Genomic DNA, 26,389 nt, shown 5'->3' with positions numbered 1-26,389 from the left:
CGAATGGAGGCGACAACATGACGGACATCCAGACCACCCCGACCACCGCCGCCGACCCGACGGTCGCTGCCGGAACCGCACAGTTCCTCACCCCCGTCGCGCTCGGCTTCCAGGCTCTCGCCGTCAACGGCAAGCAGGCGCACTGGAACGTGCGCGGTGCGAACTTCATCGCGATCCACGAACTGCTCGACTCGGTCGTCGACCACGCGCAGGCGGGCGCCGACGAGGCGGCGGAGCGCATCGTCGCTCTGGGCCTGCCGATCGACGCGCGACTGGGCACCGTGGCGGAGAAGACCAAGGCGACCGCCGTTCCCGCCGGCTTCACGCAGTGGCAGGACATCATCCGCGCCGTGATCGCCGACATGGACGCTGTGATCGCCGACCTCCAGGCCGCGATCGACGGACTGGACGAGGTCGACCTCACCAGCCAGGACATCGCGATCGCCCTGAAGCAGTCGATCGAGAAGGACCGCTGGTTCCTCGTCGCTCACCTCGCTGAGTGAGATGACGGTCCTCGAAGCCCCCGGTGACACTCCTCGCCGGGGGCTTCGCTCATGCCGGCGGACGCCCCGCCGGGTTCACGCCAGGTGCGTGACGCGACCAGCCAGAACGGTGGCGGCGACCGTCGTCGCGCGCAGCTCCCATTCGTCGGCCGTCGCGGGATCGCGGTCGCAGACGACCAGATCCGCCACGGTGCCGGGCTGAAGCATGGACGGCGATGTCGAACCGCCCCGTGTCGAAGCTGCCATCGCGATCTCCGCCGAGACCCTCTCATCGGGCCGCCACGCTTCACGTCCATCACGGCTGCGGTGCACAGCCGATGCCATCGCGGCCCAGGGGTCCAGACGCGCCACCGGGGCGTCGGAGCCGAACCGAAGGTTCGCGCCGGCCGCCGACAACGAGCGCAGCGGATAGACGAGAGCGGTCTGATCACGCCACATGGCGTCGGTCATGTCGCGATCGTCGAGCGCGTGCTCCGGCTGCACACTCGCCGCGACACCGAGGCGTGCGAACCTGGCCAGATCGGCGTGGGCGACCAGCTGAGCGTGCTCGATCGTCCCCCGCGCCCCCGAGGCGGCGAACGCGTCCAGCGCGGCCGAGTTCGCGACGTCGCCGATCGCGTGGATCGCGCAGTCGATACCCGCTCCCGTCGCGCGCGTCATGAGGGCCAGCACCTCGTCGGGCGGGTAGTTGAGTGCGCCGACATTGCCCGGTTCTCCGGTGTAATGATGCGAGCAGGCCGCCGTCCTCGTGCCGAGCGATCCATCGGTGATCACCTTGAGCGGTCCGACCCGCACGAGGCCGCCGGATCCGGTGAGCTCGTCGCCGGTTCGGAGCCCTTCGCCGACGGCGCGCTCGAGGTGCTCGGGGTAGATGCCGAAATCCACGCGAAGGGCGTCGAACCCGCCCGCCACGCGGCGCTCCCACGCCGAAGCGTTCCATGCCATGTCGAGGTCGACGATCCCGACCACACCTCGGGAGGCGGCATCGGCGGCCATGGCGTCGACGGCGGCGTCACCGACCGCGGGGTCCACATCGTTGAGGCGCCGCGAGATCTCGAAGGCGGGCTCTTCCCGAACGAGACCGCTCTCGTCGGGGCGCATCCCCTCTCGCTCGAAGGCTGCGGAGTTCATCCAGACGCTGTGCACATCGGAATTGATGAGATAGGTCGGCACCGCACCCGTCGCCGCGTCGATCAGCTCCAGTGTCGGCGCGTCGCCCCAGAGCCCGTCGCGGAATCCGGTGCCGACGCGCCTTCCGTCGGAGAGCACCGGAGCCCACGCCATGATCTGCGCGGCATCCGCTGCCGAGGTCGCGACGTCGAGATGCTGACGCTGCGCGACGAGTGCCCACTGCATGACGTGCACGTGATGATCCCACAGCCCCGGGATGACCCACGCGCCGCCGGCGTCGAGGACTCGGCCGACGGGACGCACGGCGCCGGCGGGGGCGATGTCCACGATCACGCCGTCGGCCAGGAAGACATCGACCGGCCCCAGCGGGGCGAGGCTGCTCCCCGGTCCGCTCAGCCGGGCTGCCACGATGGTGTCGACACGGTCCCCGACGGCCGTCACCGATCACCTCTCGAGCTCACTCGTCGGGGGTGGCAAACGCGGGCACGCGAGACGGTCTGACGCACCCGGCCAGCCTACGCGGCGACACGGCTCACGCTTGACAGCGCGGACACCAGTAGAGCTTGCGACCGGCGGCCTCCTCGACCACGATCGCGGTTCCGCAGACCCGGCAGGGCAGACCCGCCCGATGGTAGACCCAATGCCGGTCGTCACGACTGGCCATCGCGCGACGGTAGTCCTCGGGCGCGAGGTCGTCCATCGTCATCATCTGGCCGGTCTCGACGCCGATGGCGAGCAGCCTCACCCAGTCGCGCCAAAGCGCTCGGACGATGTCCTCCGGCACCTCTCGACCGGGTGTGTGGGGATTCAGGCGGGCCCGGAAGAGCAGCTCGGCACGGTAGACGTTGCCGATCCCCGACACCACCGACTGATCCATCAGGAGGAGCCCGATCGCGGTCGGCTTGCGTCGCACGACCGAGACGAAGCGCTCTTCGCCGATCGCGGGGTCGTCCACCAGGGGGTCGGGGCCGAGCCGCGAGACGGTGGCCGCCATCTCCTCTCCGGTCTGGAGTGCGCAGGTGGTCGGGCCCCGCAGATCGGCGCAGACGGCATCGGTGAGCAGACGCAGCCGCACCTGCCCCACGACGGGTGGCGGCCAGGGGACATCGCCGTCGTCATCCAGCCCTGTTGTCTGCTCCGACATGCGAACGTGCACCCGAGTCCGCCGCGGTGCGCCGATCGACGAAAGCGAGTTCTCGCCGGCTCGGTCGAAGACGGGCATCTCGTCGCCATCGATCGCGGTGCCGCGCTGATTCGTCTGTCCCATGCGCCCGTTGGCGGACGCGATCGTGGAGTCGACGAGGATATCGCCGGCGAAGTCCCATGCCCCGTACATCCCGAGGTGCACTCGGAGCCACAGATCGTCGTCGAAACCGAGGAACATCTGCTTGCCGACGGCTCTCACCTCGTGCGGAACCCGCCCGTCGAGGACCGCCGCACCCTCGACGAACCTCCCTTGCGGGCTGGATGCCGCCACGGCACGGCCGACGATATTGCGGTCGAACTGTCGCGCGATGCGATGGACGGAATGCCCCTCCGGCATCAGCCGGCTTCGGGGTCGAAGGAACTGTCGTCCGCAGCGAGCACGTCGGGGGCGGCCTCATCGGCCCGCGGGTCGGGAAGCAGCGAGCCGTCCGCCTCGAACGCGGCGATCTGACCGATGCGGCGCACGTGGCGTTCGTCGTGGGAGAACGGGGTCGCGACGAATCGGTCGATGAAGGTCACGGCCTCTTCGAAGGTGTGCTGGCGTGCTCCGATCGCGATGACGTTGGCGTCGTTGTGTTCGCGCGCGAGCTCCGCGGTGGCGATGCTCCACACCAGGGCGGCGCGGATGCCGGCCACCTTGTTGGCCGCGATCTGCTCGCCGTTGCCCGACCCGCCGAAGACCACGCCGAGGGCCGGCACACCGGCGGCCTGGTCCGCCACGACTCCTTGAGCGGCACGGACGCAGAAGGCCGGGTAGTCGTCGAGCGGGTCATAGTCGATCGGACCGTGATCGACGACCTCGTGCCCCTCCGCGGCGAGGTGATGCTGCAGCTGCGTGGAGAACTCCAGGCCCGCGTGATCGGTGGCGATGTGGATGCGCATGGCGCCCATCCTATTGACGCCGATCACGGCGCGATGCCGGCCGCTGCCGGCTTGAAGCCGGCACGGACGTTCTCGCAGCATCCGGGGCGGCAGACGTCGTACCACGGACCGAGCGGCGTCTCATGCGGCCGATCGCCCGCCTTCGTTCCGGCCAGCCGTTCCTGGACGAGGTCGACCAGGCCGCTGACGTACGCCGGATCGACACCGGGGGTCTGGGACCGGATAGCGCGCAGGCCCGCCTCCTCGGCCGCCTCCATGGCCTCGGTGTCGAGATCCCACAGCACTTCCATGTGGTCGCTGACGAAGCCGAGAGGAACGATGACCACGGCTCTCGCCCCGCGGGCGGGGAGCTCCGCGATGACGTCGCACACGTCCGGCTCGAGCCAGGGCTGCGACGGCGGTCCGGAGCGCGACTGGTAGACGAGCTCCCACGGGATCCCGCTCGCGGCGGGCACAGCGGCGGCGACGGCGTCCATGACGACCTGAGCCACGGCGAGGTGCTGCGCGGCGTAGGCGCCCCCGTCGCCGAAGTCGACGTCCCGGGGCCCGGAACGCTGCGCATCGGCGGTCGGGATGCTGTGGGTGGAGAAGAGCACGTGCACGTTCTCGGGTGCGATGCCCTCGTCGGTGACGAACGTCGACACGGCCGCCTCGACACCGTCGACGAACGGCCGCACGAAGCCCGGGTGATCGAAGAACTGGCGCACCTTGTCGATCGTCACCCGCTCCCCCAGGCCGGTCTCGGTCAGCACGCGCGCGAAGTCCTCCCGATACTGACGACAGCTCGAGAAGGAACTGTAGGCGCTGGTCGCCAGCGCGAGCAGCGTGGTGTCCCCGGCCGCCGCGGCATCCTGCACGGCGTCTTCGAGGTAGGGCGCCCAGTTGCGGTTCCCCCAGTACACCGGCAGGTCGATGCCGCGTCGCGCCAGCTCCGCCTCGAGTGCCGCTTTCAGCGCTCGGTTCTGGGCGTTGATCGGGCTCACGCCGCCGAAGTGACGGTAGTGATGGGCGACCTCTTCGAGCCGCTCATCGGGGATCCCGCGTCCGCGTGTGACATTGCGCAGGAACGGGATGACATCATCCTGTCCCTCGGGTCCGCCGAACCCGGCGAGCAGGAGGCCGTCGTAGGAGACGGGCTCCTCGACGTGCTCCGGGCCGGAGGCGGCGAACGGTGAGGCGAACGGCACAGGACCGGACACGCCGGCGGGGTCGGATGCGGGAGAAGGCGTACTCACCCCACCATCCTCGCACCGCGCGAACACGCCGGATCCGCACCGCCGACTGGCGTAGGGTGGGAGGGTTGTCGCCGGCGCCAGCAGCGCCGCTCCGCGGCATCCACCCCAACCCCGGGAGCAGACTCAGTGCCAGGAGAGAACCTCACCCGCCTCGAAGCGCAGGAGCGCCGCGCGGTCGTCGACACCCAGTCGTACGCGATCACCCTCGACCTTAACCGGGGCGCCGAGGTCTTCGGCTCCCGCACGGTCGTGCGCTTCACGGCCACCGAAGGCGCATCGACCTTCATCGACCTGATCGCGCGCGATGTGCGCGAGATCACCCTGAACGGCCGGTCGATCGACCCCGCCGTGGCGTTCGCCGATTCGCGGATCGCGCTGGACGGGCTCGCGGCCACGAACGAGCTGGTCGTCGACGCCGACGGCGTCTACACGAACACCGGTGAGGGCCTGCACCGCTTCGTCGACCCCGTCGACGGCGAGGTCTACCTCTACTCCCAGTTCGAGGTGCCCGATTCCCGCCGCGTCTTCGCGGTCTTCGAGCAGCCCGACCTGAAGGCCGAGTTCCAGTTCACCGTGACGGCTCCGGCGGCATGGAAGGTCATCTCCAACTCCCCCACCCCCGAACCGGAGCCGGGCGACGACGGCACGGCGACCTGGACCTTCGAGCCCACACCGCGCATCTCGTCGTACATCACCGCGCTCGTGGCCGGTCCGTATGAGGCGACCTACTCGGAGCTGACCAGCGCATCCGGGCGCGTCATCCCGCTGGGGGTGTTCGCCCGCAAGAGCCTGTGGCAGCACCTCGACGCGGACTACGTGTTCGAGAAAACCCGCCAGGGCTTCGCCTACTACGAGGAGAAGTTCTCCTACCCGTACCCGTTCGCCAAGTACGACCAGATGTTCGTTCCCGAGTTCAACGCGGGCGCCATGGAGAACGCCGGCGCAGTGACCTTCACCGAGACGTACGTGTTCCGCAGCAAGGTCACCGACGCCGTCCGCGAACGTCGCGTGGTCACGATCCTGCACGAGCTGGCGCACATGTGGTTCGGCGATCTGGTCACCATGAAGTGGTGGAACGACCTGTGGCTGAACGAGTCGTTCGCCGAGTGGGCCTCGACGATCGCCACCGCCGAGGCCACCGAGTGGACGGCGGCGTGGACGACCTTCAACGCCATGGAGAAGACCTGGGCGTACCGCCAGGATCAGCTGCCATCCACCCACCCCGTCGTCGCCGAGATCAACGACCTCGAGGATGTGCAGGTCAATTTCGATGGGATCACCTACGCCAAGGGCGGATCGGTGCTCAAGCAGCTGGCCGCTTGGGTGGGGGTCGAGGCCTTCTTCGCGGGCGTCTCCGCGTACTTCACCAAGCACGAGTTCGGCAACACCGAGCTCACCGACCTCCTGGTCGAGCTCGAGGCCACCAGCGGCCGCGAACTGACGGCCTGGTCGAAGAAGTGGCTTGAGACCGCCGGCGTCAACACGCTCTCCCCCGCGATCACCGAGGGTTCCGACGGCACGATCTCGCGCTTCGCCGTCGTGCAGACCGCCCCCGCGGACTATCCCACGATCCGTCCGCACCGGCTGGGCATCGGCTTCTACAACCTCGACGGCTCCAGCCTCGTGCGCACGCATCACGTGGAGCTCGACGTGGACGGCGACCTCACGGAGGTGCCGGACCTCGTCGGCCAGAAGCGCCCCGATCTCGTGCTGCTCAATGATGACGACCTCGCCTATGCGAAGATCCGGCTCGATGAGCGTTCGCTGCAGACCGCGATCGACCATCTCTCGAAGATCAGCGATCCGCTCGCCCGCTCCCTCGTGTGGGGTGCAGCGTGGGACCAGACGCGCGACGCGGAAGCCTCGGCGAGCGACTACGTCGATCTCGTGCTGCGCAACATCGGCAGCGAGACCGAGTCGACGACGGTGCGCACCACCCTCGCCCAGCTGCAGCTGGCGGCGAACGCCTACGTCGCACCCGAGAAGCGCGAGATCACGCGCATCAAGGTCGCCGATGCGCTGTGGGATCTCGCTCTGGAGGCTCCCTCGGGAAGCGACAGCCAATTGCAGTTCGCCACGGCGTTCGCCGCCGCCGCGGCGACACCGTCGCAGTGGGAGAACGTGCGTGCGCTGCGCGACGGCGAGACCGCTCTCGAGGGTCTCGAGATCGACACCGACCTGTCGTGGCAGCTGCTGGTTTCTCTCGCTGCGGGTGCGGTCATCGACGTGCCGGACATCGAGCGCGCCCTCGCCCAGGACAACACGGCAAAGGGCGGTGAATTCGCCGCCCAGGCCCGTGCCGCCCTCCCCACGCCGGAAGCGAAGAAGGCCGCATGGGCTTCGCTGGTCGAGCGGGATGACCTGCCGAACACGATCGTGCGCTTCGCGGCCATGGGCTTCGTGCACCCCTCGGGTGCGGCACTGCTGCCGGACTTCGTCGAACCGTACTTCGCGATGCTCGACACCGTCTGGACCAGCCGCACGTACAAGATCGCCGAGTATCTGATCACCGGGCTCTATCCGAGCGTGCTCGCGTCGGTCGAGCTGCGCGACGCGACGCGCGCCTGGCTGGACACCCACTCGGATGCCCCGGCGGCTCTGCGCCGCATGGTCTACGAGAACCTCGCCGGTGTCGAGCGCGCGCTCGCGGTTCAGGAGCGCGACGCCTCGTGATCCCGCTCCGGTTGCCCCGGTGCTCGCCGCACAGCGAGCACCGGGGCATCCGTCGTTAGGATCGTCGCGATGAGCGCCATCGACTTCGCGCAGGACACGACCGAGCAGGTTCTGGAGACGGACCTGTGGACGGCTGTGCAGGCGTGGCTCTTGGAAGCCGGCACCCGCCTGCTGGCGGTGGCGGCGATCGTCGCGGTGGCCGTGGTCGTCGCGTGGATCCTGCGGATCATCATCCGAAGGGTGGTGGACCGCATCGTCCACGGCGCGAAGTCTCGCGCCAACGTGCTCGACACCCAGGCGCTGGAGAGGTCGCCGCTGGCCTCACTCCGACTCGTGCAGCGCACGCGCACCCTCGGCTCGATCCTGCAGAACATCGTCGGTGTGGCGGTGGTGATCGTCTCCGGACTGCTGATCGTGAACGTGCTCGCCCCGAACGCGCTGGGGTCCCTCACCCTCCTCACCGCCGCGATCGGAGCGGGACTGGGGTTCGGGGCGCAGAACATCGTCAAGGACGTGCTGAACGGCATCTTCATCGTCGCCGAGGATCAGATCGGCATCGGCGACGTGGTCGATCTCGGGCTCGCGACCGGCATTGTCGAGTACGTCAGCGTGCGCATCACCCACGTGCGCGATGTCCACGGCACCCTCTGGTATGTGCGCAACGGTGAGATCACGCGGATCGGCAACATGTCGCAGGGGTGGTCGCGCGTGGTCCTCGACATCGGCGTCGCGCGCGCCGCCGATGTCGACCGTGCCGAAGCAGTCATGCTCACGGCAGCGACCGACCTTGCAGAGGATCCGAAGTGGCGCACGCGCGTCATCGAGCCTCCCGAGGTGTGGGGTCTGGAATCGATCGGCGGCGATGCCATCGTCGTGCGCGTGGTCATCAAGACGCGCGCCGGCGCACGGGATGATGTCGGACAGGAGCTGCGCACACGCGTGCGGCGCGCGCTCGACGCCGACGGCATCGACGTTCCGCACCTGAGCACGGTGACCCTGACCGGCCCGGACGCGGCACAGCGCGTGCGCGGCGCGAACCCGCCCAAGACGAAGCCGAACCCGCTCGCACCCGCCACCGACGAGCTCCCCGCATCTCCGCGGTGGCGTTTCAAGCGAGGCGCCGACGCGCCTCCGACCCAGACGGCGGCGGACGACGAGGAGGAGAACTGATGACCGACCCCGCACCCGCCAGCTTCTACGACGAGATCGGCGGCCACGAGACCTTCGTGAAGCTGGTCGATGTCTTCTACGACGGTGTCGCGGGCGACGACGTGCTGCAGCCCATGTACCCCGAGGCGGATCTCGGTCCGGCGAAGGAGCGCCTCCTGATGTTCCTGGAGCAGTACTGGGGCGGCCCGACCACCTACGGGGAACGGCGCGGGCATCCGCGCCTGCGGATGCGGCACCGGCCGTTCCACGTCAATCCCGACGCGCGGGATCGGTGGCTGGCGCACATGCGCACCGCGGTGGATTCCCTGCATCTCGCGCCGCTGCACGAGGCCACGCTGTGGGACTACCTCGAGCGGGCGGCGCACGCGATGGTCAACACGTTCGAGCCGACCGGCATCGGCGCCGCCGCTGACGGTCGCGATCATGGCAACCTGTCGGTGACCGCCCAGGAGGACGCACCCTCCTGACGCGGGTCGAGGCGAAGGAGTCCCGATGACCGGAAACATGCAGCGCACCGACGTCCTGGTGATCGGATGGGGCCTTGCCGGCCTCGTCGCAGCCTCCGAGGCTCTCGCCGCCGGACGACATGTCACACTGATCGACCAGGAGCCCCGCTCCAATCTCGGCGGACAGGCGTGGTGGTCGTTCGGTGGGCTCTTCTTCGTGGACTCGCCGGAGCAGCGACGCATGGGAATCCGCGATTCCCCGGATCTGGCCCGACAGGACTGGTTCGGAACGGCGGGCTTCGACCGCGCCGAGGACGCGTGGCCACGGAAGTGGGCGGAGGCGTATCTGGAATTCGCCCACCGTGAGAAGCGCTCGTGGCTCCGGTCCAAGGGAGTGCGGTTCTTCCCCGTCGTCGGCTGGGCCGAGCGGGGCGGCTACGGAGCGACCGGCCCCGGCAACTCCGTCCCGCGCTTCCACATCGTCTGGGGAACGGGACCGGCTCTCGTCGCAGCCTTCCAGGCCGAGCTCGAGCAGGCAGAGGGCGAGGGCCGTGCCGTCATCCTCCCCCGCAGGCGAGTGCGCGAGCTCACCGTGGTCGAAGGCTCTGTCACGGGTGCCGCGGGCGACGTGCTGGCGCCCTCCGGTGCGGTGCGGGGCACCGCGACGTCCCGCGAGATCGTGGGAGAGTTCCAAATGGACGCGGCGGCGACCATCGTGGCATCCGGGGGTATCGGCGGAAACCACGACCTGGTGCGTCGCCGGTGGCCGGAGCGTCTCGGTCCCCCACCGGGGACGATGGTGACGGGTGTCCCGGCCTACGTCGACGGAGCCATGCTCGGCGTCTCCGAGACCGCCGGCGCACGCCTCATCAACGGCGACCGCATGTGGCACTACGTCGAGGGGGTGCAGAACTGGTCGCCGATCTGGCCGGGACACGGCATCCGCATCCTGCCCGGGCCCTCTTCGCTCTGGCTCGACGCGACCGGCCGCCGTCTGCCGGTGCCGCTCTACCCCGGCTTCGACACCCTCGGCACCCTTGCCCACCTGCGATCGACCGGTCACGACCACTCCTGGTTCGTGCTGTCGCAGAAGATCATCGAGAAGGAGTTCACCCTCTCCGGCAGTGAACAGAATCCCGACCTCACCGGAAAGGACATCAGCCTGCTGCTGCGCTCGCGCCTGGGCAGGGGCGCGAGCGGGCCCGTGCAGGCTTTCCTCGACCGTGGCGACGATTTCGTGGTCAGCCCCGACCTCGACGGCCTGATCGTGAAGATGCGTGAGCTTCCCGGCGGAGACGCGCTGGATTCCGCGCTCGTTCGTGCAGAGGTCGAGGGTCGTGATCGCGAGGTCGGAAACACCTTCACGAAGGATGCCCAGATCGCGATGCTGCGCTCCGCGCGCGCCTACCGCGGCGACCGGCTCGTGCGCACCGCATCACCGCATCGACTGCTGGACCCCGCAGCCGGTCCGCTCATCGCGGTCAAGCTGCACATCCTCACGCGCAAGTCCCTCGGTGGCATCGAGACCGACCTGTCCTCGCGCGCGCTCGGTGCCACCGGGGATCCGATTCCCGGCCTCTACGCGGCCGGTGAGGCGAGCGGTTTCGGCGGGGGCGGCGTTCACGGCTATCGCGCGCTGGAGGGGACGTTCCTCGGCGGGTGCCTCTTCTCCGGTCGCTCCGCAGGACGAGCGGCGGCCGCCGCGGTCTGAGGCGATCAGCGCGATCCGGTGGACCGAACGTCGGTCATGCCCACGCGGACCGGCCCCCGCACCACCACGTGGCCACGGTCGAGGGTGACACGCGTCCAGGGTCCGTTGATCAGCACGCGAGCCGCTTCTTCGCCACCGATGAATCCGAGCGCGAACGCGGCGAAAGCCGCGCCGAGGGGAAGCCCGCCGAGCGCGTCGTCCGGCTCGCCCCAGATCGTCGCCCGGACCTCGCGCACGATGTCCTCGCCCGGATCGACCGGCATCGCGTCCGCCACCGCGGCGATGCCGAACTGGGCGCGCGAGGCCAGCACCGACGCCGCCAACCCACCGTGGGCCTCCCACGATCCGCGCGGCGGCGAGACCCCGGCCCACGGCGCTGAGACGGCGGAGTCGGGCAGGATCAGCGCCGAGGAGGAGGCGTCTTCGCGATCGAGGGCGGACGCGTCCACCAGGAGATCGCACTCGAGTTCGGGATCGGCCTGAAGCATGCGCATCGCCAAGACCGTCGGGGTGCGGTCGAACAGTCCGCGCGGTGCGAGCGGGGCGGAGGTCATCACGAGCACGCCCGCCGACGCGCGAAGCCTCACCGCGCCATCGCCGAGGGCACGGGTGCGTCCGGCGAAGGTGAGGGCATCCGATGCGGCGTGCGGATCGGCAAGAAGAAGGCGCGGGGACATCCGACTTAGACTATCGACCAGCCGTGCTCCGACGGCGTGAACGGCATCCGGAGGCCCCATGACCGACGTCGCCCCGACCTCGCCCACCGCCGACCATGACCCGGTCGCGGCCATGCTGCACGTGCTGGACCTGTCGACGACGGCGGCCCGGACGACCGAGGACACCTTCACCGGCTCCTCCCTCGCTATGCCGCTCGGACGCGTGTTCGGCGGGCAGGTGCTGGCGCAGTCGATCGTCGCCGCGGAGCGAACCATCCCCGACGATCGCGCGGTGCACTCGATGCACGGATACTTTCTGCGACCCGGCGACTCCGCCCAGGGCATCACGTTCTCCGTCGATCGCATCCACGACGGCCGTTCCTTCTCCACGCGACGCACGCAGGCCTTCCAGGACGGTGTGCCCATCTTCTCGATGATCGCGTCGTTCCAGGTCGACGACCCGGGCTTCGAGCATCACGCGCCGATGCCGGAGGGTCTGCCTGGTCCGGAGGATCTGCCCCGCATCGAGGATCACCTTCCCGACGTCCACCCCATGTCCAAGAGCCTGTTCATCGATCGGCCGGTCGACCTCCGGCACATCCCCTCGCCGCTGTATCTGAGCGTCGAGGGCGAGCACAGCCCGAGCCAGGCGGTGTGGCTGCGGCTGCGACGTCCCATCGGCGACGACCCCCTGGTGCACCGAGCGGTCCTGGCCTACATGAGCGACCTGTCCATCCAGGAGTCCATCCTGCGCGCGCACGGCATCGCGTGGGCGACGCCGGGTCTGAAGGTCGCCAGCCTCGATCACGCCATGTGGTGGCACCGCTTCGCGCGCGTCGACGAGTGGCTGCTCTATGTGCAGGAATCCCCGAGCGCGCGCGGCGGCCGCGGTCTCGGCACCGGCCGGCTCTACACGCGGGACGGCGCCCTCGTGGCAAGCGTCGCCCAGGAGGTCATGGTGCGCGTCCCGGCATCGTGACGGGGGCGGGACTCAGCGCCGGTGGCCGAAGCTGATCGGATCACCCAGGAACGGCTCCCACGCGGACCTCTCGTCCGTCGAGAGCCGCATCGGACGGCCGGATGCGGCGTCCACCTTCACGACGACAGTCGTGGCCCGTGCGAACACCTGCGGCTCGGGGTCGGTGATCGGCCCGCACACCTCGTAGCAGACCTCGATGCTCGACCCGCCGAGTCTCCCGAACCAGATCTGCACATCCAGCGGCTCGCGTCGGTAGGGCACCGGCGCGAGATACTCGATCTCCTGTCGGGCGATGAGCGTGAGCACGCCGCTGTGCAGCCCGGAATCGAGCACGGCCGTCGACGGCGCGGTCTCGCCGGCATGCGGCAGCCAGAAGGCACGCACGCGCGCCTCTTCGAGGAGCTTCAGCATCGTCGCGTTGTTGACGTGATTGAACGCGTCGAGGTCGCCCCACCGTAGATGGATGGGGATGTGGAGCCGACCGCCGCCGGTCTCAGTCACGCGTGAGCTTGCGATACGTCGAGCTCGCCCGGTTGAGGGCGTCGGGCCCGAGACGCTCGAGCTTGTTCTGCTCGTAGGCCTCGAAGTTGCCCTCGAACCAGTACCACCGGTCGGGATCCTCATCGGTGCCCTCGTAGGCGAGGATGTGGGTGGCGATGCGGTCGAGGAACCACCGATCGTGCGTGATGACCACGGCGCATCCCGGGAACTCCAGGAGCGCGTTCTCGAGCGAGCCGAGGGTCTCCACGTCGAGGTCGTTGGTGGGCTCGTCGAGCAGCAGCAGGTTCCCACCCTCCTTGAGCGTGAGCGCGAGGTTCAGTCGGTTGCGCTCACCTCCGGAGAGGACGCCCGCCTTCTTCTGCTGGTCCGGCCCCTTGAATCCGAACTTCGACACGTAGGCACGAGAGGGGATCTCGGTCTTGCCCACGGTGATGATGTCCAGGCCGTCCGAGACGACCTCCCACAGCGACTTGTTCGGGTCGATGTTCGAGCGGGTCTGATCGACGTAACTGATCTTGACGGTCTCACCGACCTTCAGATCCCCGCCGTCGAGCGATTCCAGGCCGACGATCGTCTTGAACAGCGTGGTCTTGCCGACACCGTTGGGACCGATGACGCCGACGATGCCGTTCGGCGGCAGGCTGAAGGTGAGACCGTCGATGAGCGAACGACCGTCGAAGCCCTTCTGCAGCTTCTTCGCCTCGATCACGATGTTGCCGAGGCGAGGTCCCGGCGGAATCTGGATCTCCTCGAAGTCGAGCTTGCGGGTGCGCTCAGCCTCGGCCGCCATCTCCTCGTAGCGAGCCAGACGCGCCTTCGACTTGGCCTGACGGCCCTTGGTGTTCGAGCGGACCCAGTCGAGTTCCTCGGAAAGGCGTTTGGCGAGCTTCGCGTCCTTCTTGCCCTGGATCTCGAGGCGTTCGCGCTTCTTCTCGAGGTAGGTCGAGTAATTGCCCTCGTACGGATAGAGACGCCCGCGGTCGACCTCCGCGATCCACTCTGCGACGTTGTCGAGGAAGTACCGGTCGTGGGTGATCGCGATCACCGCACCGGCGTACTTCTGCAGGTGCTGCTCGAGCCACAGCACACTCTCCGCGTCGAGGTGGTTGGTGGGCTCGTCCAGCAGGAGCAGATCGGGCTTCTGAAGCAGGAGCTTGGTCAGGGCGACACGACGCTTCTCGCCTCCGGAGAGGTGCGAGATCTCGGCGTCGCCGGGCGGTGTGCGGAGGGCGCTCATGGCCTGTTCCAGCTGCGAGTCGAGATCCCACGCGTCGGCCGCGTCGATCTCCTCCTGCAACTGGCCCATCTCCGCCAGCAGTGCGTCGAAGTCGGCGTCGGGGTCGCTCATCAGCGCCGAGATCTCGTTGAAGCGGTCGAGCTTGGCCTTGATGGCGACGCCCTCCTGGATGTTCTCCAGCACGGTCTTGGTCTCGTCGAGCTCCGGCTCCTGCATGAGGATGCCGACGGTGAAGCCCGGGCTGAGCTTCGCCTCGCCGTTCGACGGCTGGTCGAGGCCGGCCATGATCTTCAGGATCGTCGACTTGCCGGCGCCGTTGGGGCCCACCATGCCGATCTTCGCACCGGGGATGAACGACATCGTGACGTCGTCAAGGATCAACTTCTCGCCCACGGCCTTGCGCGCGCGGACCATCTGATAGATGTACTCAGCCATAGCCGCTCCAGTCTATGCGGGTCCGCGAACCGCTTGCGCGCCGTAGCGGGACCTGCTCACCAGTCGATCGGACGCGTTGCACCGACCAGGCATCCCCCGTCGGGAAGCGCATCGACGACGACCGTGAACGGATCTCCCGTCGCCGGACCGACCTGTCCCACGAGGCATTCCTCGCCCCACGCGACCGAGAACTGGATGCTCTCAGCGGGGTTGCCGACCGTGGAGGTGTCCTCGGTGACCTGCATCGCGGACTTGTCGAAACCGGCGGCGGTGAGTGCGTCGATGTACGTCCTGCCGGCGACGGCACTCTCGCCCCCGGCCGCCCACACCTCTTCGACCACGAGGGTGAAGAACTCCAGGTTCTCCGCGGCGGTGCCCTCCGGACGGAGCGCCGGCTCCGCCGGTTCGGTGGGCGTCGGGGTCACCTCGATGGACACGGTCGGCGTCGCCGTCGGGCCCGGGTCCTCCGCGAGAGCGGTGCACCCGGTGAGCGCGACGACGCCGAACACCGCGAGTGCGGCGAGCGCGGTCCTGGCCGCGCCTCGCGTGGGCGTCACGGGCGGATGCAGGCGGCGGGAATCTCGCAGGCGCGGGGACACCCTGCCGAGTCTACGTGCGCCATGCTGCGCGCCCGGTCAGAACGGCGTGGCCTCCGCCTCGGGGGCCGGCGCACCCCAGTCCCCCGCCGCGCCGGTCGCCGGAGAGGCCGCGAGCGCTCCGTTCTCGGAGGAATCGCTCCCGCCCGGTGTCGCCGTCGTCCAGGTGTCCGATGCCTCGGAAGGTGTTCGCTCCGAAGTCGACCGCTCCTGGGGGCGGAACGACGTGACGCCGTAGCGGAGGTCGGGTCCGATCGCGTCGGCGTCGACCTCCGGCGACGTCCGCCATCCGTGCTCGGACTGCCACGAGCGCAGTCGCAGGCGCCCCGTCACGACGACCCTGCTCCCCTTCGTCAGGGACTGCGCCACGTGCTGGCCGAACTCCCGATACGCGGAGACCGTGTAGTAATTTGCGTCGACGTCGACGAAGCGACCGGCGCCGGTGTCGAACTTCCGCCTGCTCGAGGCGAGCCGAAAGCTGGTCACGGGCGTGCCGTCCGGGAGGTGCTTCGTCTCGGGTGGCGTGGCGAGGTTGCCCACCACGGTGATGGTGTCGTTCATGTCTCCTCCTCAGCGTGCGCGGGGGACTTCCCCACGATGTGAGCCGGCGGCCGCGTGCCCGACGACCGCCGGCACGACCAGCTTCACCGGCGCCGACGAGATGACGACCGTCCACCGGCTTCGCCGTGGACAGAGCACGGCGAGGCATCACCTGTGTAGGAAGGGTGAGCCCCCGATCGCGATGTCGGAGGTCGAAGCTACGTTCGAACTCGAGAGGAGAGAATCATGATCGTCCTGACCGACACCATCGCGCCGCACCTCACGCGACCCACCCCGCTGCGACTGCACCCGGCATCTTTCGGCCTGTGGCGTGTGCTCGACGCGCGGGGCAGGATCATCGGTCACCTCGAGCGCGTCGGAGACGACACGCTCGAGCGCTGGCGCGCACGTCGTCTCAACCCGCTGCGTCGAGAGTTCCAGAACCTGGGAGATTTCTGGTCACCCGACGACGCTCTCGAGTGCATCCGCTACGCATGACGAGGCCGCGTGCGGGCCTCACACGACGGTCGCGAGAGCGTCCACGCCGGCGTCCGGAGCGAGCCGCCGCACCTGCGGCCAGCGCTCCGCGAGAATGTCGGCCGCACGCACCAGGGCGTCGGGCGCACTCGTGAACGGGACCCGAAGGTGGCGGTCATGGCCACCCTCGATCGAGAAGCGCGGCCCCGCCGAGAGCAGAAGGCCCCGTGATCGCACATCCATCACCAACGCGGAGCTCAGCGGCGCATCCAGCCCGACCCACAACGAGACGCCTCCGCGCACCTCCGGCACGGCCCATTCGGGAAGCCGTTCGCGCAGCGCCGCCGTCACGGCATCGCGACCTTCCCCCAGCACGTGCGCCCGCTGGGTGACGATCTCGTCCAGGCGAGCGACGAGACGTCGAGCGATGTCCTGCTCCAGCTCCGGGGTGCCGAGGTCGCCCTCCGGCCGTGCCGCGACGAGTCGGCGCAGCAGCCCCACCTCGCCCCGGATCCATCCGACGCGCAAGCCGCCCCAGACGGTCTTGCCGACCGAGCCGATGCGCACGACGTGCGCGGGATCAGCGGCGCGGAAAGATCGCACGCCGGAACGGGGTTCCTCGATCCCGAGGTCCGCCGTCGTCTCGTCCACGATGAGGGTGGTGCCCGCTCGCTCGGCCTCGCGAAGGAAGACGGCCCGCTCCTCGTCGGACATCGACCGCCCGGTCGGGTTCTGGAAGTCGGGCATGAGGTAAGCGAGCATCGGCAGAGTGCGCCCGAAGGCCTGGGTCGCGCGATCGAGATCCCAGCCGTCGGACGTGGTCACCGGAACGCCGACCAATCGGGCTCCGGCGCGTCGGAAGGCGTCCGCGGCGTGCGGATACGTGGGAGTCTCCAGCAACACGCGGTCACCGCGCGTCACGAGCGTGCGCGCCAGAAGATGGATGGCGCTCTGCGCGCCGTTCGTGATCAGCACCTGCTCGGGATCGGTCGGCAGGCCGCGCTCGGAGTAGCGAGCCGCGATCCCGGCGCGCAGGCGCTCGTCGCCGACCATGTCGTAGCCGGATCGTCCGACAAGAGAGGCTGCGTCGGCCGCCGCCTCGGCGATCACCCCCGACAGCCCCGGCCACGCGGGCGGACTCGCCTGCTGCAGGTCGATCGCGCCCTCGTCGCCTCGAGTGTGGCCGGGGTCGTGTCGCCGGAGCGGCAAGGTGATCGAGCCGGATCCGCGCACGCTCGTGATGTGTCCGGACTCCCGCAGACTGCGGTACGCCGCCGCCACCGTGCTGCGGCTGAGGCCGAGCGCGTGTGCGAGCTCGCGCTCAGCCGGCAGTGCGGTTCGCGGAGCGATCCGGTTGTCCATGCACAAGAGCCGCACCCCGTCGGCCAGCGCTTCGTAGGCGGGCTCGCGCGACCGCCAGCCGCCGAGCGCAGATGACAGGGAACGTGCCGAGATCTTCGCATCCACGAAGCCACCCCTATCACATTGGCCCGTTTACCTCGAGCCAATCGAGGTATTGGATTGAGACATGACACGTCGCCTCGTGCAGCTCGTGGTGGGGCTGCTGCTTTACGGAGCCGGGTGCGCCCTGACCGTGCGGGCGGGCCTCGGCGTGGACCCGTGGACCGTCCTCGCCGAAGGTGTCTCCGGTCACATCGGCATCGGTGTCGGGGGGACGACGAATCTCATCGGACTCGGCGTGCTCCTGCTGTGGCTACCGCTTCGACAGCGACCCGGCGCCGGTACCGTGGCCAACATCGTTCTCGTCGGCACCTCCATGCAGGTCGTCCTCGACGTCCTGCCTCCGGCGGAGGGCACCCTGGGGCAGGTCGCCGCGTGCCTCGGCGGGATCGTGGTGGTCGCCGCCGCCTCCGGCCTCTACATCGGAGCGAACTTCGGTCCCGGTCCGCGCGACGGTCTCATGACCGGAATCCACCGACGGTGGAGGTGGCCCATCTGGCTGGCACGCGGCAGCGTCGAAGTCACGGTGCTTGCCGCCGGGTGGATGCTCGGCGGCACCGTGGGTGTGGGCACCGTGCTGTTCGCGGTGTTGATCGGTCCGCTCGTCCACGTCGCGCTACCGCTGACGGAGACCCGACGACGCGGCGTCAGTGTTCGCGGAACTGCGGCCAGTCCGACCCCGGCTTGAGATGGGCGTGCAGTGCGCTCTTCGCGACGTCCATCGTCGGGTAGGTGCCGATCGCCTCGTCTGCGCCGGCCATCGTGACGGTGTAGCCCGCGTCGTCCCGGCGAATGCTTCCCACCACGCCCGCGGGCCCGTAGGCGACCCACAGTCCGTGCATGGTCTCGGTCGTTGCCATGATGAACTCCTTCCGACGCCACCGACGGTACGCCCGTCATACACGGAACGGAAGGGGGTCGCGTGACCGATCAGAAGCGCCCCCGACAGGACTCGAACCTGCAACCACCGGATTACAAGGCCGCAGGTTCCGACGTCGTCCACGTCGACTTCGCCGCCCGCGCGGTCATCGCGGAGGTGGCGGGATGAGGATCGCGACCGAGGTCGTCAACCTCATCCCGACCAAGTCCGGACGCGTGCAGCTCGTCTGCCACATCTGCGGGCGCATCAGCGGCTCCCGCGACACGGCACGGTTCAGCGACATCCCGAACGGGTGGAGCATGGCCCCCTACCCCGCCGAATCCGTGCGCCCCGACGGGTCAATCGGAAGCCTCTACACATGCCCCACGTGCTGTGACCGTCGCGACTTCCCGATCATGACCCGCGCCTACATGCGCGACACCGCCGGCTGATCCGACAACGGGCATGCATCCCTCGCCCACACATGCCGTTAGGCGTACCTAATTTGTCTGAATCCACTTCCGAACCACGCTGGCTCTCCATAGTCTCGTCTCCACCATCTCGTTGGGGGGAGAGAGACATGGACGACGACGCCCTGCTCGACTACTGGGGTTCCTACCTGGCCGCATCCGGATCGACCAACAAGAGCATCCGAGAGCGACGCATCGCCCTCGCAGCCATGCTCCGCCGCACCGAACGCACACTCCTCACCGTCACCCGCCACGACCTCATCCGAGACCTCGGCCGCCCCGGCATCAAAGCCTCAACACGCTCCAGCTACAAGAGCACCTACCACGGGTTCTTCGCATGGATGCAGGAAGAGCAATTCCGCGCCGACAACCCAGCCGTACGCCTCCCGAAGGTCCGCGTCCCGAAAGTCGAACCCGACCCCGTCACCACAGACGACATCGAGTACCTCCTCGCGTCCGGCATCTATCGCCGCACTCGCATGTGGGTACTCCTCTACGCATATCAGGGCTTCCGCGCTCAGGAGATAGCCGCAGTGCACGGCACCCGATCCGTCGACTGGGACCGGCGGCGCCTCCTCTCCCTTGACGGGAAGAACGGCAAGGAGGTGTGGCGCCCGCTCCATCCCGTCGTCTGGGACCAGCTCGAAACCTGGCGCACGTCGGGGTGGCTGTTCCCCTCCCCGCGTGACCATGAGAAACACGTCACCGCGAACAACGTCTCCCGCGTCCTCTCCGCCGCTATGAAACGCGCCGGCATCGACCACCGACCCCACCAAATGCGCGCCTGGTTCGCCACCGAGATGATCGACGCCGGCACCCCGACCATCGTCGTCTCGGCCGCCATGCGCCACGGCGACACTCAGTCCATCGAACGCTACGTCCGCGTCAAGGACGAGTCGATCGAACGGGCCATGCTCGCGCTCCCCCGCATCACCGTTCCAGACCGATCCGGCCGCCGGGTAGCCTAGATCGGTCACCCCCCGTAGCTCAGTGGATAGAGCAGCGGCCTTCTAATCCGTCGGTCGGGCGTTCGAATCGCCCCGGGGGGACGGAAGCCACGGCAGGCTAGCGATCGCGTTATGAAGCCTGGCGCGATGCACCTCCGCCTCGAGTTCGTTTGCCGGCCAATCCTTCAACGACGCGGCGACCACATACTCGCTCTGGACCGTTTCGACAGGGCGCCCCATCTCACGCGCCGCCGCGCGCGCAGCAGTCCGCCATTCTTCGGCCTGTTCGTCAGATTCGACCACGTTCTGAGCGCTGCCCTGCAACCTGAGTTGTCGCTTGATCTCTTCGATGAGGTGTGCCACCCCGCCAGAGTAGTGCCCTCCTCTCGACCATCCCAGCGCAGGGACGCTACTCTTTCCGCATGGTAGAGCGGCAACAGGCTAAGTCATTCCCGATCAGCGTCACCGCTGTAGTCGCGCTCATCCTCGGCGTCGCGGCCCTGCTCCTCCTCCCGATCGCGGAAGGCATGCAGCCCATCGCGCTCATCCTCGCTGTCGCAGCAGTTCTGGTCGGTGTTGTCGGCGCGATCAACAGCGGGCGTCGCGGCGAGTCCGGCGCATGGCTTGGCTATGGCGGCGCCGCGCTGGGCGCGATCGCGGCCCTCATCATCGCCGTCACCCTGATTCTCTGACCGACCGCCCCCACTCGATCTCGCATGGACCCGCTTGATCTCCCGACCGTCGCCTGTCCGGCGTGTGGGACCGTGCTCGAGGATCCACGCTGGTGCCGTGCATGCAAACTCCCGGTGATCGTGTCAGTGGATGGTCGTAACCTCCACCCGTGACCGACTGGTACCCGCATCGGCAAGGCGTGAACGAACACATGGAACGCGTCTACCTCGCCGCAGGCACCGAACCCGAATGGGTGCGTGTACACCGCGACGGGATCGACATCACCGACCAACCCGACCTGTGGACCGATGAGGACCGGGCGCGCCGTGAAGCGTGGCTCGAACGACGCGCCCGATACGAGTCCTAGGCTGCCGCGCCAGCGAACACTCTCGCGGTGACGTGCGCACCGTGCTGGTCGAGTGTCAGGGGCCGGTGATAGTAGTGCGCCGTCGTCCTGATGTCGGCGTGCCCAGCGAACTCTTGCGCTTCATGCATCGGCACACCCGCGTCGACGAGAGCACTTACCGCCCCATGCCTGAGCGAATGAGGGTGCACGTTCTCCGGGAGCCCGGCACGCTTCGCGAGAGTCTTCACCCACACGTACGCTCCGTTCCTGGTCTGCTGGTTCCCCCGCTTCGTCACCACGATCGCCCCCACCGTGCGGCCACCGCGGGCACGTTCGATGATGCGCAGCAACGGCACCGGGACCGGCACGGTCGCTTCCTTACCACCCTTCCTCGTGACAGTCAGGGTCGTGTACCCGAGGTTGTCTTCCCGGGAGATCCTCGAGCCTGGCACCGCACGCCTCACTGACGCGCAGGCCGAGCATGCCCATGAGTGCGATCAACGCATGATGCGCCGGCGACGTCGCCTCAGCCGCGCGCAGCAGGCGACCCATCTCGTGCTTGTCGAGCCACGCGATCGTCGACCGGACAATGCTCCATTTCGGGAGCCGCACCATCCAGGTCGGGTCACGGTCGATCAGTTCATCCGCGGCCGCGAGCTTCAGGAACGACCGGACGGTCTGGAACCGGCGGCACGCGGAACGGGCTGTGTTGCCGCGCACGTTGATCTCGTCGTTCACGAACCGTTCGAGCGTGGACCGGCGGACCTGCAACGGGTCGATGTTGGCGGCGGCGCACCAGTCGAAGAAGATCCGCAGGTCTCCTTCGTAGAGCGCGAGGGTGCCGTTCTTGTAGTGGGCGAGGAAGTTGTCGCGCGCCTCGATCGCGAGCGGAGAGGCGGGCAGAGTACGATCGCTCATCAGCGACCTCCAATATCTAGCGTTGGATGTCGTCAGGCCCTCGCCCCGGTTGCCGCCGGCGCGGGGGCCGCTCCCATCTTCGGGAGAGAATTCATCCTAAGCACGCCCGCCGACACGTGGCGCCGAACCTACCCGCCAGGCCAGCTGTTCAGCACGCATGGCTGGCATCGATGCGTGCTATTCGCTCGAATGCACGCATTCCACCCAGCGCAGGCGACAGCGCCGACCAAAGACTGAAACGGCCCCGACGCTCCCTCTTTCGAGGGGAGGCGTCGGGGCCGTTCGTAAAACTCTTACCGTTGGGAAGGGTTCTGGTAGAATAGAGGGGAACCGGCAACCGCCGGGGACAACTCAACAGAGAGCGAGGCGCTTGTGAACAAGGACCTGAAGGTCCTGTTCCGGCGACTCGAAGCGCTGGGTTGGGTGATCCGCAAGACCAAAAAAGGTCAGTACGCGGTTCCTCCTGATCCGTCTCAGCGGCTTGTTCAGATCCACAACACGGCTCGGGGAAGCCGTTCGTGGGAGAACATGATGGGCCAGCTGAAGCGCTCCGGGTACATGGAGCGGGGCTAGAGCGGTTGGGGCAGTCACTTGGTAGGTGTGCTGCCCCAACCATACCCCGCACCTCTCGCTCTGATCATCAAAAATCAGGAAAAAATCAGAGAGAACATCAGAAAGGAGAATGACATGCAGACATGGCACGTCAGCGTCGAGTTCGTTGGCACGACCGCGTTCGACGAAGATGCACCCTTCGACATTGCGGAACAGCTCGGCGCGTACGACGCAGTCATGAGCGTGTCGTCGGACTTCACATCCGGTAGCGCACTCCTCACCATCGACGCGCCCACCGCTCTCGAAGCATCGACTGAGGCATCCCGTCTCACCGTTGACGCTTTGCGAGCATCCGAAGTTGAGGCAGAGGTCGTGTCCTTGCGGACACAGCGTCACGATGCATTCGAAGCGGATCTGCTTACCCCGATCTTCCCCGAGGTCGTTGGGTATGCAGAGATCGCTGAGATGGCCCACGTCACCCGTCAGCGCGCACGCCAGTTCGCGCAGACTTCCACCTTCCCGGAGCCTGTGATCGAGACAGCTCAGGGCCCGCTGATGGCGAAAGCTGCTGTCACGCGTTGGCTCGAGACTCGCAACACTCGCTCCGGCCGTCCCAGAAAGCTGGCCGCCACCGCGTAGATCCCCAACCGCTTCTAGCCCGAAGTGAGAATTTGAGGCCCCCGCCCTTGTACCCAGGGCGGGGGCCTTTCTCGTGTCTCCGGAGTTCACCTATCAGTGGGCAATAGGTGGGTGAATCAGTTGCGTGGCCGGTCAGCGATCTTCCGCGCAGGGACCCCGCCCCATACCTCCCAGTCGCCGGTGGACTTCGTTATGACCGCGTTGGCTGCAACGATCGTTCCCTGCCCGATCCTCGTAACGCCGTCTCCGCCGAGCACTTTTGCGCCGGGGAAAAGCACGGCGTCGTCACCGATCTCGATGTACTCCATCTTGGAATCGGCGGCCGGGAGGTGTCCGTCGCCGCGGCCGATCGTCACCTGATGGAAGATGCGCACTCGATCGCCGATCCTGGTGCGCGGATGAATCACCGTGCCGAGGCCGCGGTGGACCATACGGAACTGCTCGCCGACCTCCACCTCTGCAGGGAACTCGATGCCGTAGAGGAGCAGAAGTTCGCGCGCGATCCTTGAGCGTCGGCGGGCGACGAGACGTTCGGTGAGGTTCACACGCCCAGCATGCCACCCATCAAGCCGCCTCGTAGACGATCACGTCGTCCAGTCGCCATGCAGTGTCCGTGGCACTCCCGCAGGAGATCGCGGCGAACTGCGTCGGGAGCGCGTCGGGGTAGGTCATCGTGTCGACCGTGACGCCGTTTATCCGCAACTCGACAGCGCCCGTCCCGGCGTCCACGACACCCACCCAGACGGCGTCTCCCGGTGAGACGGGGAAGGAGGATGCTCCCAGGCTCGCCGTGCTGGCCACGATCGTCCGGAACCGTGCCGACATCACACCGCCGGTCGCGTTGATACGTGCACCGATTCCATGAGTTGCGCTATTCAGAGCGGTCCGGTTGGAGTAGATGTCCGCGACGATCCCGTCCGCGAGTGACGCGACAGCCTTGACCTGGATCGCCGCCCCGGCGACACCCGTCGGGAGGCCGATGACCGCAGAGGCTGGCTCTGCACCGGGACCGAGTTCGAACTCCGGCGTCACGGCGAACCGTGCCAGCCCGCTCCCGAACTGCCACGCAACTCCCGCGCCACCGAGCGCCGCATCAGAAGTGCGCGGATTAATTGCACCCGGGGTGCCAGTAAACGCGTCCGAGGTAAGCACAGTGAACTCCGGCTCCACCTCTCCCGCCCCGCTTAGCGTGCCTTCAAAATACGGCCAGAGCGACGTGCCCGGAGTGATCATCACACCGTCCACGTCGACGTCTGTCCCAGCGCCGGGGATGTCCGCGCCGACCGTGAAGTCGAGACGGTTTGCAGAGGCAGGGAGCACGACGGTGATGTGCACTCGCTGCCACTCGGTGGTGCATCGGAACCCGGTCGTTCCCCAAGATCGCGTGAGTCCGCCTGTGCCGTAGGCGCGAGCGGCCGTGCGGAGGACGGCGTTCGGGTTCGCGCAGCGAACCCACGCCGACAGCGTCCAAACCTTACCGCCGAGCGAGGCGTCCCCTGCGCGAGAGAAGACGCGGAGTCCGGCGGTGTTCGTGTTGATCGTGGTAGCCCGGAGGAAGGCCCCACCGAACGGGGTGTCTCCGACCACGCGCCGAAGGTTCGTCACATTCCCGTCGGCCACCACTCCGGTGATGTCAGTCTCGAACGACGGGTTCCCGGTAAGGTTCGTCATCGACGCGATGCTGGTCGACGTCAGGTTGTCGGAGATGCCGGAGCTGTCGAGTGTCTCTTTCTCGTTGAGAAGCCACCCGCCCCAGTTTTCCGTTACCCGGTTCTGACGAATCCACGGTGAAGCGCACACTGACTCCGCGCCGAGCAACTCCACACCGGCCCCGAAGTGCCCCTGGATCGTGTTGTTTACGATGCGCGGTTCGATCACATCACCGACTATCACGAGACCGCCCCGGTAGGTCGCGGCCTCGTCGTACCCATTCTCACGGACGGTGTTGCCGTCGAACTCCGGCCGTGTGAAAATCTGGGCTTCGATGGCGACGCCCGCACCGCTGTTCCGTTCGATGCGGTTGCCGCGGAAACGCCACCCCGCCCCTAGTCGCGCCGACGCCGGCGACCCGATCCCAGAGCCGACATTGTCGGTGATCTCGTTGTTCGTGAAGGTGTAACCGCCTGTGCCGGCGTGGCGTAGCAGCACACCACTCGATCCAGGCTCGCCGCCATTGCGCGTGATGACGCACATGTCGACGATGCCGTCCTTGCCGCCGGAGCGGGGCTGACCTGCTTCCGCAGATCCGGACAGGCAGAAGCCAGCCATCTCGTTGTCTGTGAGGTGGCAATCCGAGACGAGGAGTCCGTGTACACCAGCATCGTTGATGCCAGTGAAGTTGCCGCGCGCAGTGCAGCCGATCATCGTGTAACCGCGACCGTCAGTCTGATCGAGCATGTTCGCCAGGCGCTCGAAGAAGAAGCCGGACGAGTGGTTGTCGAGCGACCAGCAGTTGATGAACGTGGACGATTCGTTGGGGAACATCCCAACCCCGATGCCGAATCCAGCCCCGGCGCCCCAGCGGTAGGTGCCGCCGCGACCGCAGCCGATCGCGATGCAGTCCACGTAGGTCACGTCCTGCGAGAAGTCGTTCCCGAACCCGGTGCCCCACGACTCCCTGACGGTGACGCGCTCGAACAGCGCCCGCTGGAGATAGCGGAGGGAGAACCCCTTGATCGTGGCGGTGGGCGTAGACACCTGCGCGCTGCAGTCGATTACGAAGTCGCGGAACACGATGTCGTCGAGCGTGCCGGTGAAGTCTAGTGACGCCATCGCGGCAAGCTGAGCACTACCCTCCGGGAGGAAGACCGTGTTCGCACGACCCGCACCGACCAGGCCCACACTGGTCTTCCAGATCACTGGCGTCGTTAGCTTGAACCGACCTTCCGGGAACGTGATCGTCCTAGGCCCCGCGAACGCAGCCAGCGCCGAGAGCGTGTCCACAGCCGTCTGCAAGAGCGGACCGATGTCGGATTCCTCGTTCGACGGCAGAGTCTCGCCGGGGGCGAGGAACTTCCGGATGTCGACACTTGGCATCGCAGCGAAGGTGGCTCTTTGATGAATCGCGAAGTCGGAGTCGGTGTCCTCCGCGACGGCCTTCATGCGGGCGCTCAGCGCCGCGTCGGTACCGACGCGCTGGTCCAGCTG

At 67.9% G+C, this 26,389-nt stretch carries 30 protein-coding genes and 1 tRNA gene; 16 read left to right on the top strand and 15 right to left on the bottom strand.

Features of this window, described 5'->3' with window-relative positions; genetic code table 11:
* Positions 1 to 17 precede the first annotated feature (17 nt).
* On the top strand, positions 18 to 503 hold the full coding sequence (locus IM777_RS08080; protein WP_071043305.1) for a Dps family protein: 486 nt from the start codon (positions 18 to 20) through the stop codon (positions 501 to 503).
* A gap of 75 nt (positions 504 to 578) precedes the next feature.
* On the opposite strand, the gene IM777_RS08075 is transcribed toward IM777_RS08080, so the two are convergent.
* From IM777_RS08075 to IM777_RS08060, 4 genes are all read right to left on the bottom strand, one after another.
* Positions 579 to 2,075: an amidohydrolase gene (locus IM777_RS08075; protein ID WP_194385219.1), complete on the bottom strand. Its 1,497-nt coding sequence runs from the start codon at positions 2,073 to 2,075 to the stop codon at positions 579 to 581.
* Between the two features lie 91 nt (positions 2,076 to 2,166).
* Positions 2,167 to 3,177 (bottom strand): Fpg/Nei family DNA glycosylase, encoded by a 1,011-nt coding sequence (locus tag IM777_RS08070; protein ID WP_071043301.1) that lies wholly within the window; start codon positions 3,175 to 3,177, stop codon positions 2,167 to 2,169.
* Complete coding sequence (locus IM777_RS08065) at positions 3,177 to 3,722, bottom strand: ribose-5-phosphate isomerase (RefSeq protein ID WP_071043300.1); 546 nt, start codon at positions 3,720 to 3,722, stop codon at positions 3,177 to 3,179. Before IM777_RS08065 ends, IM777_RS08070 begins: the two co-directional genes overlap by 1 nt.
* A gap of 23 nt (positions 3,723 to 3,745) precedes the next feature.
* Complete coding sequence (locus IM777_RS08060; protein ID WP_390178082.1) at positions 3,746 to 4,957, bottom strand: ferrochelatase; 1,212 nt, start codon at positions 4,955 to 4,957, stop codon at positions 3,746 to 3,748.
* Positions 4,958 to 5,083: 126 nt separating this feature from the next.
* Between IM777_RS08060 and pepN the strand changes: the two genes are divergently transcribed.
* The 4 genes from pepN to IM777_RS08040 all read left to right on the top strand — a co-directional run bounded on the left by pepN (position 5,084) and on the right by IM777_RS08040 (position 10,957).
* Positions 5,084 to 7,630, top strand: coding sequence for an aminopeptidase N (gene pepN / locus IM777_RS08055; protein ID WP_071043298.1), 2,547 nt, complete (start codon positions 5,084 to 5,086; stop codon positions 7,628 to 7,630).
* 69 nt (positions 7,631 to 7,699) lie between these two features.
* The gene (locus IM777_RS08050; RefSeq protein ID WP_194385218.1) at positions 7,700 to 8,800 is read left to right on the top strand and encodes a mechanosensitive ion channel family protein; all 1,101 of its coding nucleotides are present in this window, start codon (positions 7,700 to 7,702) and stop codon (positions 8,798 to 8,800) included.
* Positions 8,800 to 9,267 carry a globin gene (locus tag IM777_RS08045; protein WP_194385217.1) on the top strand — a complete coding sequence of 156 codons (468 nt, stop codon included), beginning with the start codon at positions 8,800 to 8,802 and terminating at the stop codon, positions 9,265 to 9,267. The genes IM777_RS08050 and IM777_RS08045 overlap by 1 nt, the downstream gene beginning before the upstream one ends.
* Before the next feature lie 25 nt (positions 9,268 to 9,292).
* Complete coding sequence (locus tag IM777_RS08040; protein WP_194385216.1) at positions 9,293 to 10,957, top strand: FAD-binding dehydrogenase; 1,665 nt, start codon at positions 9,293 to 9,295, stop codon at positions 10,955 to 10,957.
* Between the two features lie 5 nt (positions 10,958 to 10,962).
* Here IM777_RS08040 and IM777_RS08035 read toward each other — a convergent pair whose 3' ends face one another.
* Complete coding sequence (locus IM777_RS08035; protein ID WP_194385215.1) at positions 10,963 to 11,634, bottom strand: DUF8185 domain-containing protein; 672 nt, start codon at positions 11,632 to 11,634, stop codon at positions 10,963 to 10,965.
* 58 nt (positions 11,635 to 11,692) lie between these two features.
* Here IM777_RS08035 and IM777_RS08030 point away from each other — a divergent pair, with 58 nt between their 5' ends.
* Positions 11,693 to 12,592 (top strand): acyl-CoA thioesterase, encoded by a 900-nt coding sequence (locus tag IM777_RS08030; protein WP_194385214.1) that lies wholly within the window; start codon positions 11,693 to 11,695, stop codon positions 12,590 to 12,592.
* A gap of 12 nt (positions 12,593 to 12,604) precedes the next feature.
* Here the strand turns inward: IM777_RS08030 and IM777_RS08025 are convergent, their stop codons facing one another.
* Genes IM777_RS08025 through ssb form a run of 4 tightly spaced genes read right to left on the bottom strand, consistent with a single transcriptional unit; the run spans position 12,605 to position 15,922 of the window.
* On the bottom strand, positions 12,605 to 13,093 hold the full coding sequence (locus tag IM777_RS08025; protein WP_071043289.1) for an acyl-CoA thioesterase: 489 nt from the start codon (positions 13,091 to 13,093) through the stop codon (positions 12,605 to 12,607).
* Complete coding sequence (gene ettA, locus IM777_RS08020; protein ID WP_071043287.1) at positions 13,086 to 14,765, bottom strand: energy-dependent translational throttle protein EttA; 1,680 nt, start codon at positions 14,763 to 14,765, stop codon at positions 13,086 to 13,088. Before ettA ends, IM777_RS08025 begins: the two co-directional genes overlap by 8 nt.
* 56 nt (positions 14,766 to 14,821) lie before the next feature.
* The gene (locus tag IM777_RS17235; protein WP_228481026.1) at positions 14,822 to 15,364 is read right to left on the bottom strand and encodes a DUF6993 domain-containing protein; all 543 of its coding nucleotides are present in this window, start codon (positions 15,362 to 15,364) and stop codon (positions 14,822 to 14,824) included.
* A gap of 36 nt (positions 15,365 to 15,400) precedes the next feature.
* Positions 15,401 to 15,922 carry a single-stranded DNA-binding protein gene (gene ssb / locus IM777_RS08010; RefSeq protein WP_071043286.1) on the bottom strand — a complete coding sequence of 174 codons (522 nt, stop codon included), beginning with the start codon at positions 15,920 to 15,922 and terminating at the stop codon, positions 15,401 to 15,403.
* 225 nt (positions 15,923 to 16,147) lie between these two features.
* On the opposite strand from ssb, the gene IM777_RS08005 reads away from it, so the two are divergent.
* On the top strand, positions 16,148 to 16,399 hold the full coding sequence (locus IM777_RS08005) for a hypothetical protein (protein ID WP_194385213.1): 252 nt from the start codon (positions 16,148 to 16,150) through the stop codon (positions 16,397 to 16,399).
* 18 nt (positions 16,400 to 16,417) lie between these two features.
* Here the strand turns inward: IM777_RS08005 and yczR are convergent, their stop codons facing one another.
* A complete protein-coding gene (yczR, locus tag IM777_RS08000) occupies positions 16,418 to 17,845 on the bottom strand; it encodes a MocR-like transcription factor YczR (protein WP_194385212.1) in 1,428 nt (475 codons plus the stop codon).
* 61 nt (positions 17,846 to 17,906) lie between these two features.
* On the opposite strand from yczR, the gene yczE reads away from it, so the two are divergent.
* Positions 17,907 to 18,527, top strand: coding sequence for a membrane protein YczE (gene yczE / locus IM777_RS07995; protein WP_194385211.1), 621 nt, complete (start codon positions 17,907 to 17,909; stop codon positions 18,525 to 18,527).
* On the opposite strand, the gene IM777_RS07990 is transcribed toward yczE, so the two are convergent.
* Positions 18,487 to 18,699, bottom strand: a complete 213-nt coding sequence (locus IM777_RS07990; RefSeq protein WP_071043278.1) for a methyltransferase — start codon at positions 18,697 to 18,699, stop codon at positions 18,487 to 18,489. The genes yczE and IM777_RS07990 overlap by 41 nt on opposite strands.
* Before the next feature lie 62 nt (positions 18,700 to 18,761).
* Here IM777_RS07990 and IM777_RS17415 point away from each other — a divergent pair, with 62 nt between their 5' ends.
* The 6 genes from IM777_RS17415 (at position 18,762) to IM777_RS07965 (ending at position 21,154) form a co-directional block, all read left to right on the top strand.
* Positions 18,762 to 18,887, top strand: coding sequence for a hypothetical protein (locus IM777_RS17415; RefSeq protein ID WP_272872951.1), 126 nt, complete (start codon positions 18,762 to 18,764; stop codon positions 18,885 to 18,887).
* Positions 18,884 to 19,150 carry a hypothetical protein gene (locus IM777_RS07985; protein ID WP_194385210.1) on the top strand — a complete coding sequence of 89 codons (267 nt, stop codon included), beginning with the start codon at positions 18,884 to 18,886 and terminating at the stop codon, positions 19,148 to 19,150. The genes IM777_RS17415 and IM777_RS07985 overlap by 4 nt, the downstream gene beginning before the upstream one ends.
* 128 nt (positions 19,151 to 19,278) lie before the next feature.
* On the top strand, positions 19,279 to 20,136 hold the full coding sequence (locus tag IM777_RS07980; protein WP_194385209.1) for a tyrosine-type recombinase/integrase: 858 nt from the start codon (positions 19,279 to 19,281) through the stop codon (positions 20,134 to 20,136).
* A gap of 8 nt (positions 20,137 to 20,144) precedes the next feature.
* Positions 20,145 to 20,217 (top strand) — tRNA-Arg (locus IM777_RS07975).
* 320 nt (positions 20,218 to 20,537) lie between these two features.
* Positions 20,538 to 20,807, top strand: a complete 270-nt coding sequence (locus tag IM777_RS07970) for a hypothetical protein (RefSeq protein ID WP_194385208.1) — start codon at positions 20,538 to 20,540, stop codon at positions 20,805 to 20,807.
* Between the two features lie 149 nt (positions 20,808 to 20,956).
* Positions 20,957 to 21,154 carry a hypothetical protein gene (locus IM777_RS07965; RefSeq protein WP_194385207.1) on the top strand — a complete coding sequence of 66 codons (198 nt, stop codon included), beginning with the start codon at positions 20,957 to 20,959 and terminating at the stop codon, positions 21,152 to 21,154.
* Here the strand turns inward: IM777_RS07965 and IM777_RS07960 are convergent.
* Together IM777_RS07960 and IM777_RS07955 are read right to left on the bottom strand one after the other, a co-directional pair.
* On the bottom strand, positions 21,151 to 21,501 hold the full coding sequence (locus tag IM777_RS07960; RefSeq protein ID WP_194385206.1) for a tyrosine-type recombinase/integrase: 351 nt from the start codon (positions 21,499 to 21,501) through the stop codon (positions 21,151 to 21,153). The two genes, IM777_RS07965 and IM777_RS07960, sit on opposite strands and share 4 nt — an antisense overlap.
* 10 nt (positions 21,502 to 21,511) lie before the next feature.
* Positions 21,512 to 22,051: a tyrosine-type recombinase/integrase gene (locus IM777_RS07955; protein WP_194385205.1), complete on the bottom strand. Its 540-nt coding sequence runs from the start codon at positions 22,049 to 22,051 to the stop codon at positions 21,512 to 21,514.
* Positions 22,052 to 22,423: 372 nt separating this feature from the next.
* Here IM777_RS07955 and IM777_RS07950 point away from each other — a divergent pair, with 372 nt between their 5' ends.
* Together IM777_RS07950 and IM777_RS07945 are read left to right on the top strand one after the other, a co-directional pair.
* Positions 22,424 to 22,624 carry a hypothetical protein gene (locus tag IM777_RS07950; protein ID WP_194385204.1) on the top strand — a complete coding sequence of 67 codons (201 nt, stop codon included), beginning with the start codon at positions 22,424 to 22,426 and terminating at the stop codon, positions 22,622 to 22,624.
* 114 nt (positions 22,625 to 22,738) lie between these two features.
* Positions 22,739 to 23,242, top strand: coding sequence for a hypothetical protein (locus tag IM777_RS07945; protein ID WP_194385203.1), 504 nt, complete (start codon positions 22,739 to 22,741; stop codon positions 23,240 to 23,242).
* A gap of 116 nt (positions 23,243 to 23,358) precedes the next feature.
* Here IM777_RS07945 and IM777_RS07940 read toward each other — a convergent pair whose 3' ends face one another.
* Together IM777_RS07940 and IM777_RS07935 are read right to left on the bottom strand one after the other, a co-directional pair.
* Entirely contained in the window at positions 23,359 to 23,787 is a 429-nt protein-coding gene (locus IM777_RS07940; RefSeq protein WP_194385202.1) for a serine O-acetyltransferase, read from the bottom strand.
* Positions 23,788 to 23,806: 19 nt separating this feature from the next.
* Positions 23,807 to 26,344 carry a right-handed parallel beta-helix repeat-containing protein gene (locus IM777_RS07935; RefSeq protein WP_194385201.1) on the bottom strand — a complete coding sequence of 846 codons (2,538 nt, stop codon included), beginning with the start codon at positions 26,342 to 26,344 and terminating at the stop codon, positions 23,807 to 23,809.
* Between the last annotated feature and the right edge of the window lie 45 nt (positions 26,345 to 26,389).

The organism is Microbacterium luteum, assembly GCF_015277875.1.
GTDB lineage: Bacteria > Actinomycetota > Actinomycetes > Actinomycetales > Microbacteriaceae > Microbacterium > Microbacterium luteum.
Note: the sequence above shows the minus strand (reverse complement) of the source record. Positions and strands in the feature narration are given on the sequence as shown.

What these genes read in the sequence shown, in the direction of transcription:
- IM777_RS08080 (WP_071043305.1), top strand. Translation starts at nt 18, where the DNA reads ATGACGGACATCCAGACCACCCCGACCACCGCCGCCGACCCGACGGTC.
- IM777_RS08070 (WP_071043301.1), bottom strand. Translation starts at nt 3,177, where the DNA reads ATGCCGGAGGGGCATTCCGTCCATCGCATCGCGCGACAGTTCGACCGC.
- IM777_RS08065 (WP_071043300.1), bottom strand. Translation starts at nt 3,722, where the DNA reads ATGCGCATCCACATCGCCACCGATCACGCGGGCCTGGAGTTCTCCACG.
- IM777_RS08050 (WP_194385218.1), top strand. Translation starts at nt 7,700, where the DNA reads ATGAGCGCCATCGACTTCGCGCAGGACACGACCGAGCAGGTTCTGGAG.
- IM777_RS08045 (WP_194385217.1), top strand. Translation starts at nt 8,800, where the DNA reads ATGACCGACCCCGCACCCGCCAGCTTCTACGACGAGATCGGCGGCCAC.
- IM777_RS08040 (WP_194385216.1), top strand. Translation starts at nt 9,293, where the DNA reads ATGACCGGAAACATGCAGCGCACCGACGTCCTGGTGATCGGATGGGGC.
- IM777_RS08035 (WP_194385215.1), bottom strand. Translation starts at nt 11,634, where the DNA reads ATGTCCCCGCGCCTTCTTCTTGCCGATCCGCACGCCGCATCGGATGCC.
- IM777_RS08030 (WP_194385214.1), top strand. Translation starts at nt 11,693, where the DNA reads ATGACCGACGTCGCCCCGACCTCGCCCACCGCCGACCATGACCCGGTC.
- ettA (WP_071043287.1), bottom strand. Translation starts at nt 14,765, where the DNA reads ATGGCTGAGTACATCTATCAGATGGTCCGCGCGCGCAAGGCCGTGGGC.
- ssb (WP_071043286.1), bottom strand. Translation starts at nt 15,922, where the DNA reads ATGAACGACACCATCACCGTGGTGGGCAACCTCGCCACGCCACCCGAG.
- IM777_RS08005 (WP_194385213.1), top strand. Translation starts at nt 16,148, where the DNA reads ATGATCGTCCTGACCGACACCATCGCGCCGCACCTCACGCGACCCACC.
- yczE (WP_194385211.1), top strand. Translation starts at nt 17,907, where the DNA reads ATGACACGTCGCCTCGTGCAGCTCGTGGTGGGGCTGCTGCTTTACGGA.
- IM777_RS07990 (WP_071043278.1), bottom strand. Translation starts at nt 18,699, where the DNA reads ATGGCAACGACCGAGACCATGCACGGACTGTGGGTCGCCTACGGGCCC.
- IM777_RS07985 (WP_194385210.1), top strand. Translation starts at nt 18,884, where the DNA reads ATGAGGATCGCGACCGAGGTCGTCAACCTCATCCCGACCAAGTCCGGA.
- IM777_RS07980 (WP_194385209.1), top strand. Translation starts at nt 19,279, where the DNA reads ATGGACGACGACGCCCTGCTCGACTACTGGGGTTCCTACCTGGCCGCA.
- IM777_RS07970 (WP_194385208.1), top strand. Translation starts at nt 20,538, where the DNA reads ATGGTAGAGCGGCAACAGGCTAAGTCATTCCCGATCAGCGTCACCGCT.
- IM777_RS07955 (WP_194385205.1), bottom strand. Translation starts at nt 22,051, where the DNA reads ATGAGCGATCGTACTCTGCCCGCCTCTCCGCTCGCGATCGAGGCGCGC.
- IM777_RS07945 (WP_194385203.1), top strand. Translation starts at nt 22,739, where the DNA reads ATGCAGACATGGCACGTCAGCGTCGAGTTCGTTGGCACGACCGCGTTC.
- IM777_RS07935 (WP_194385201.1), bottom strand. Translation starts at nt 26,344, where the DNA reads ATGAAGGCCGTCGCGGAGGACACCGACTCCGACTTCGCGATTCATCAA.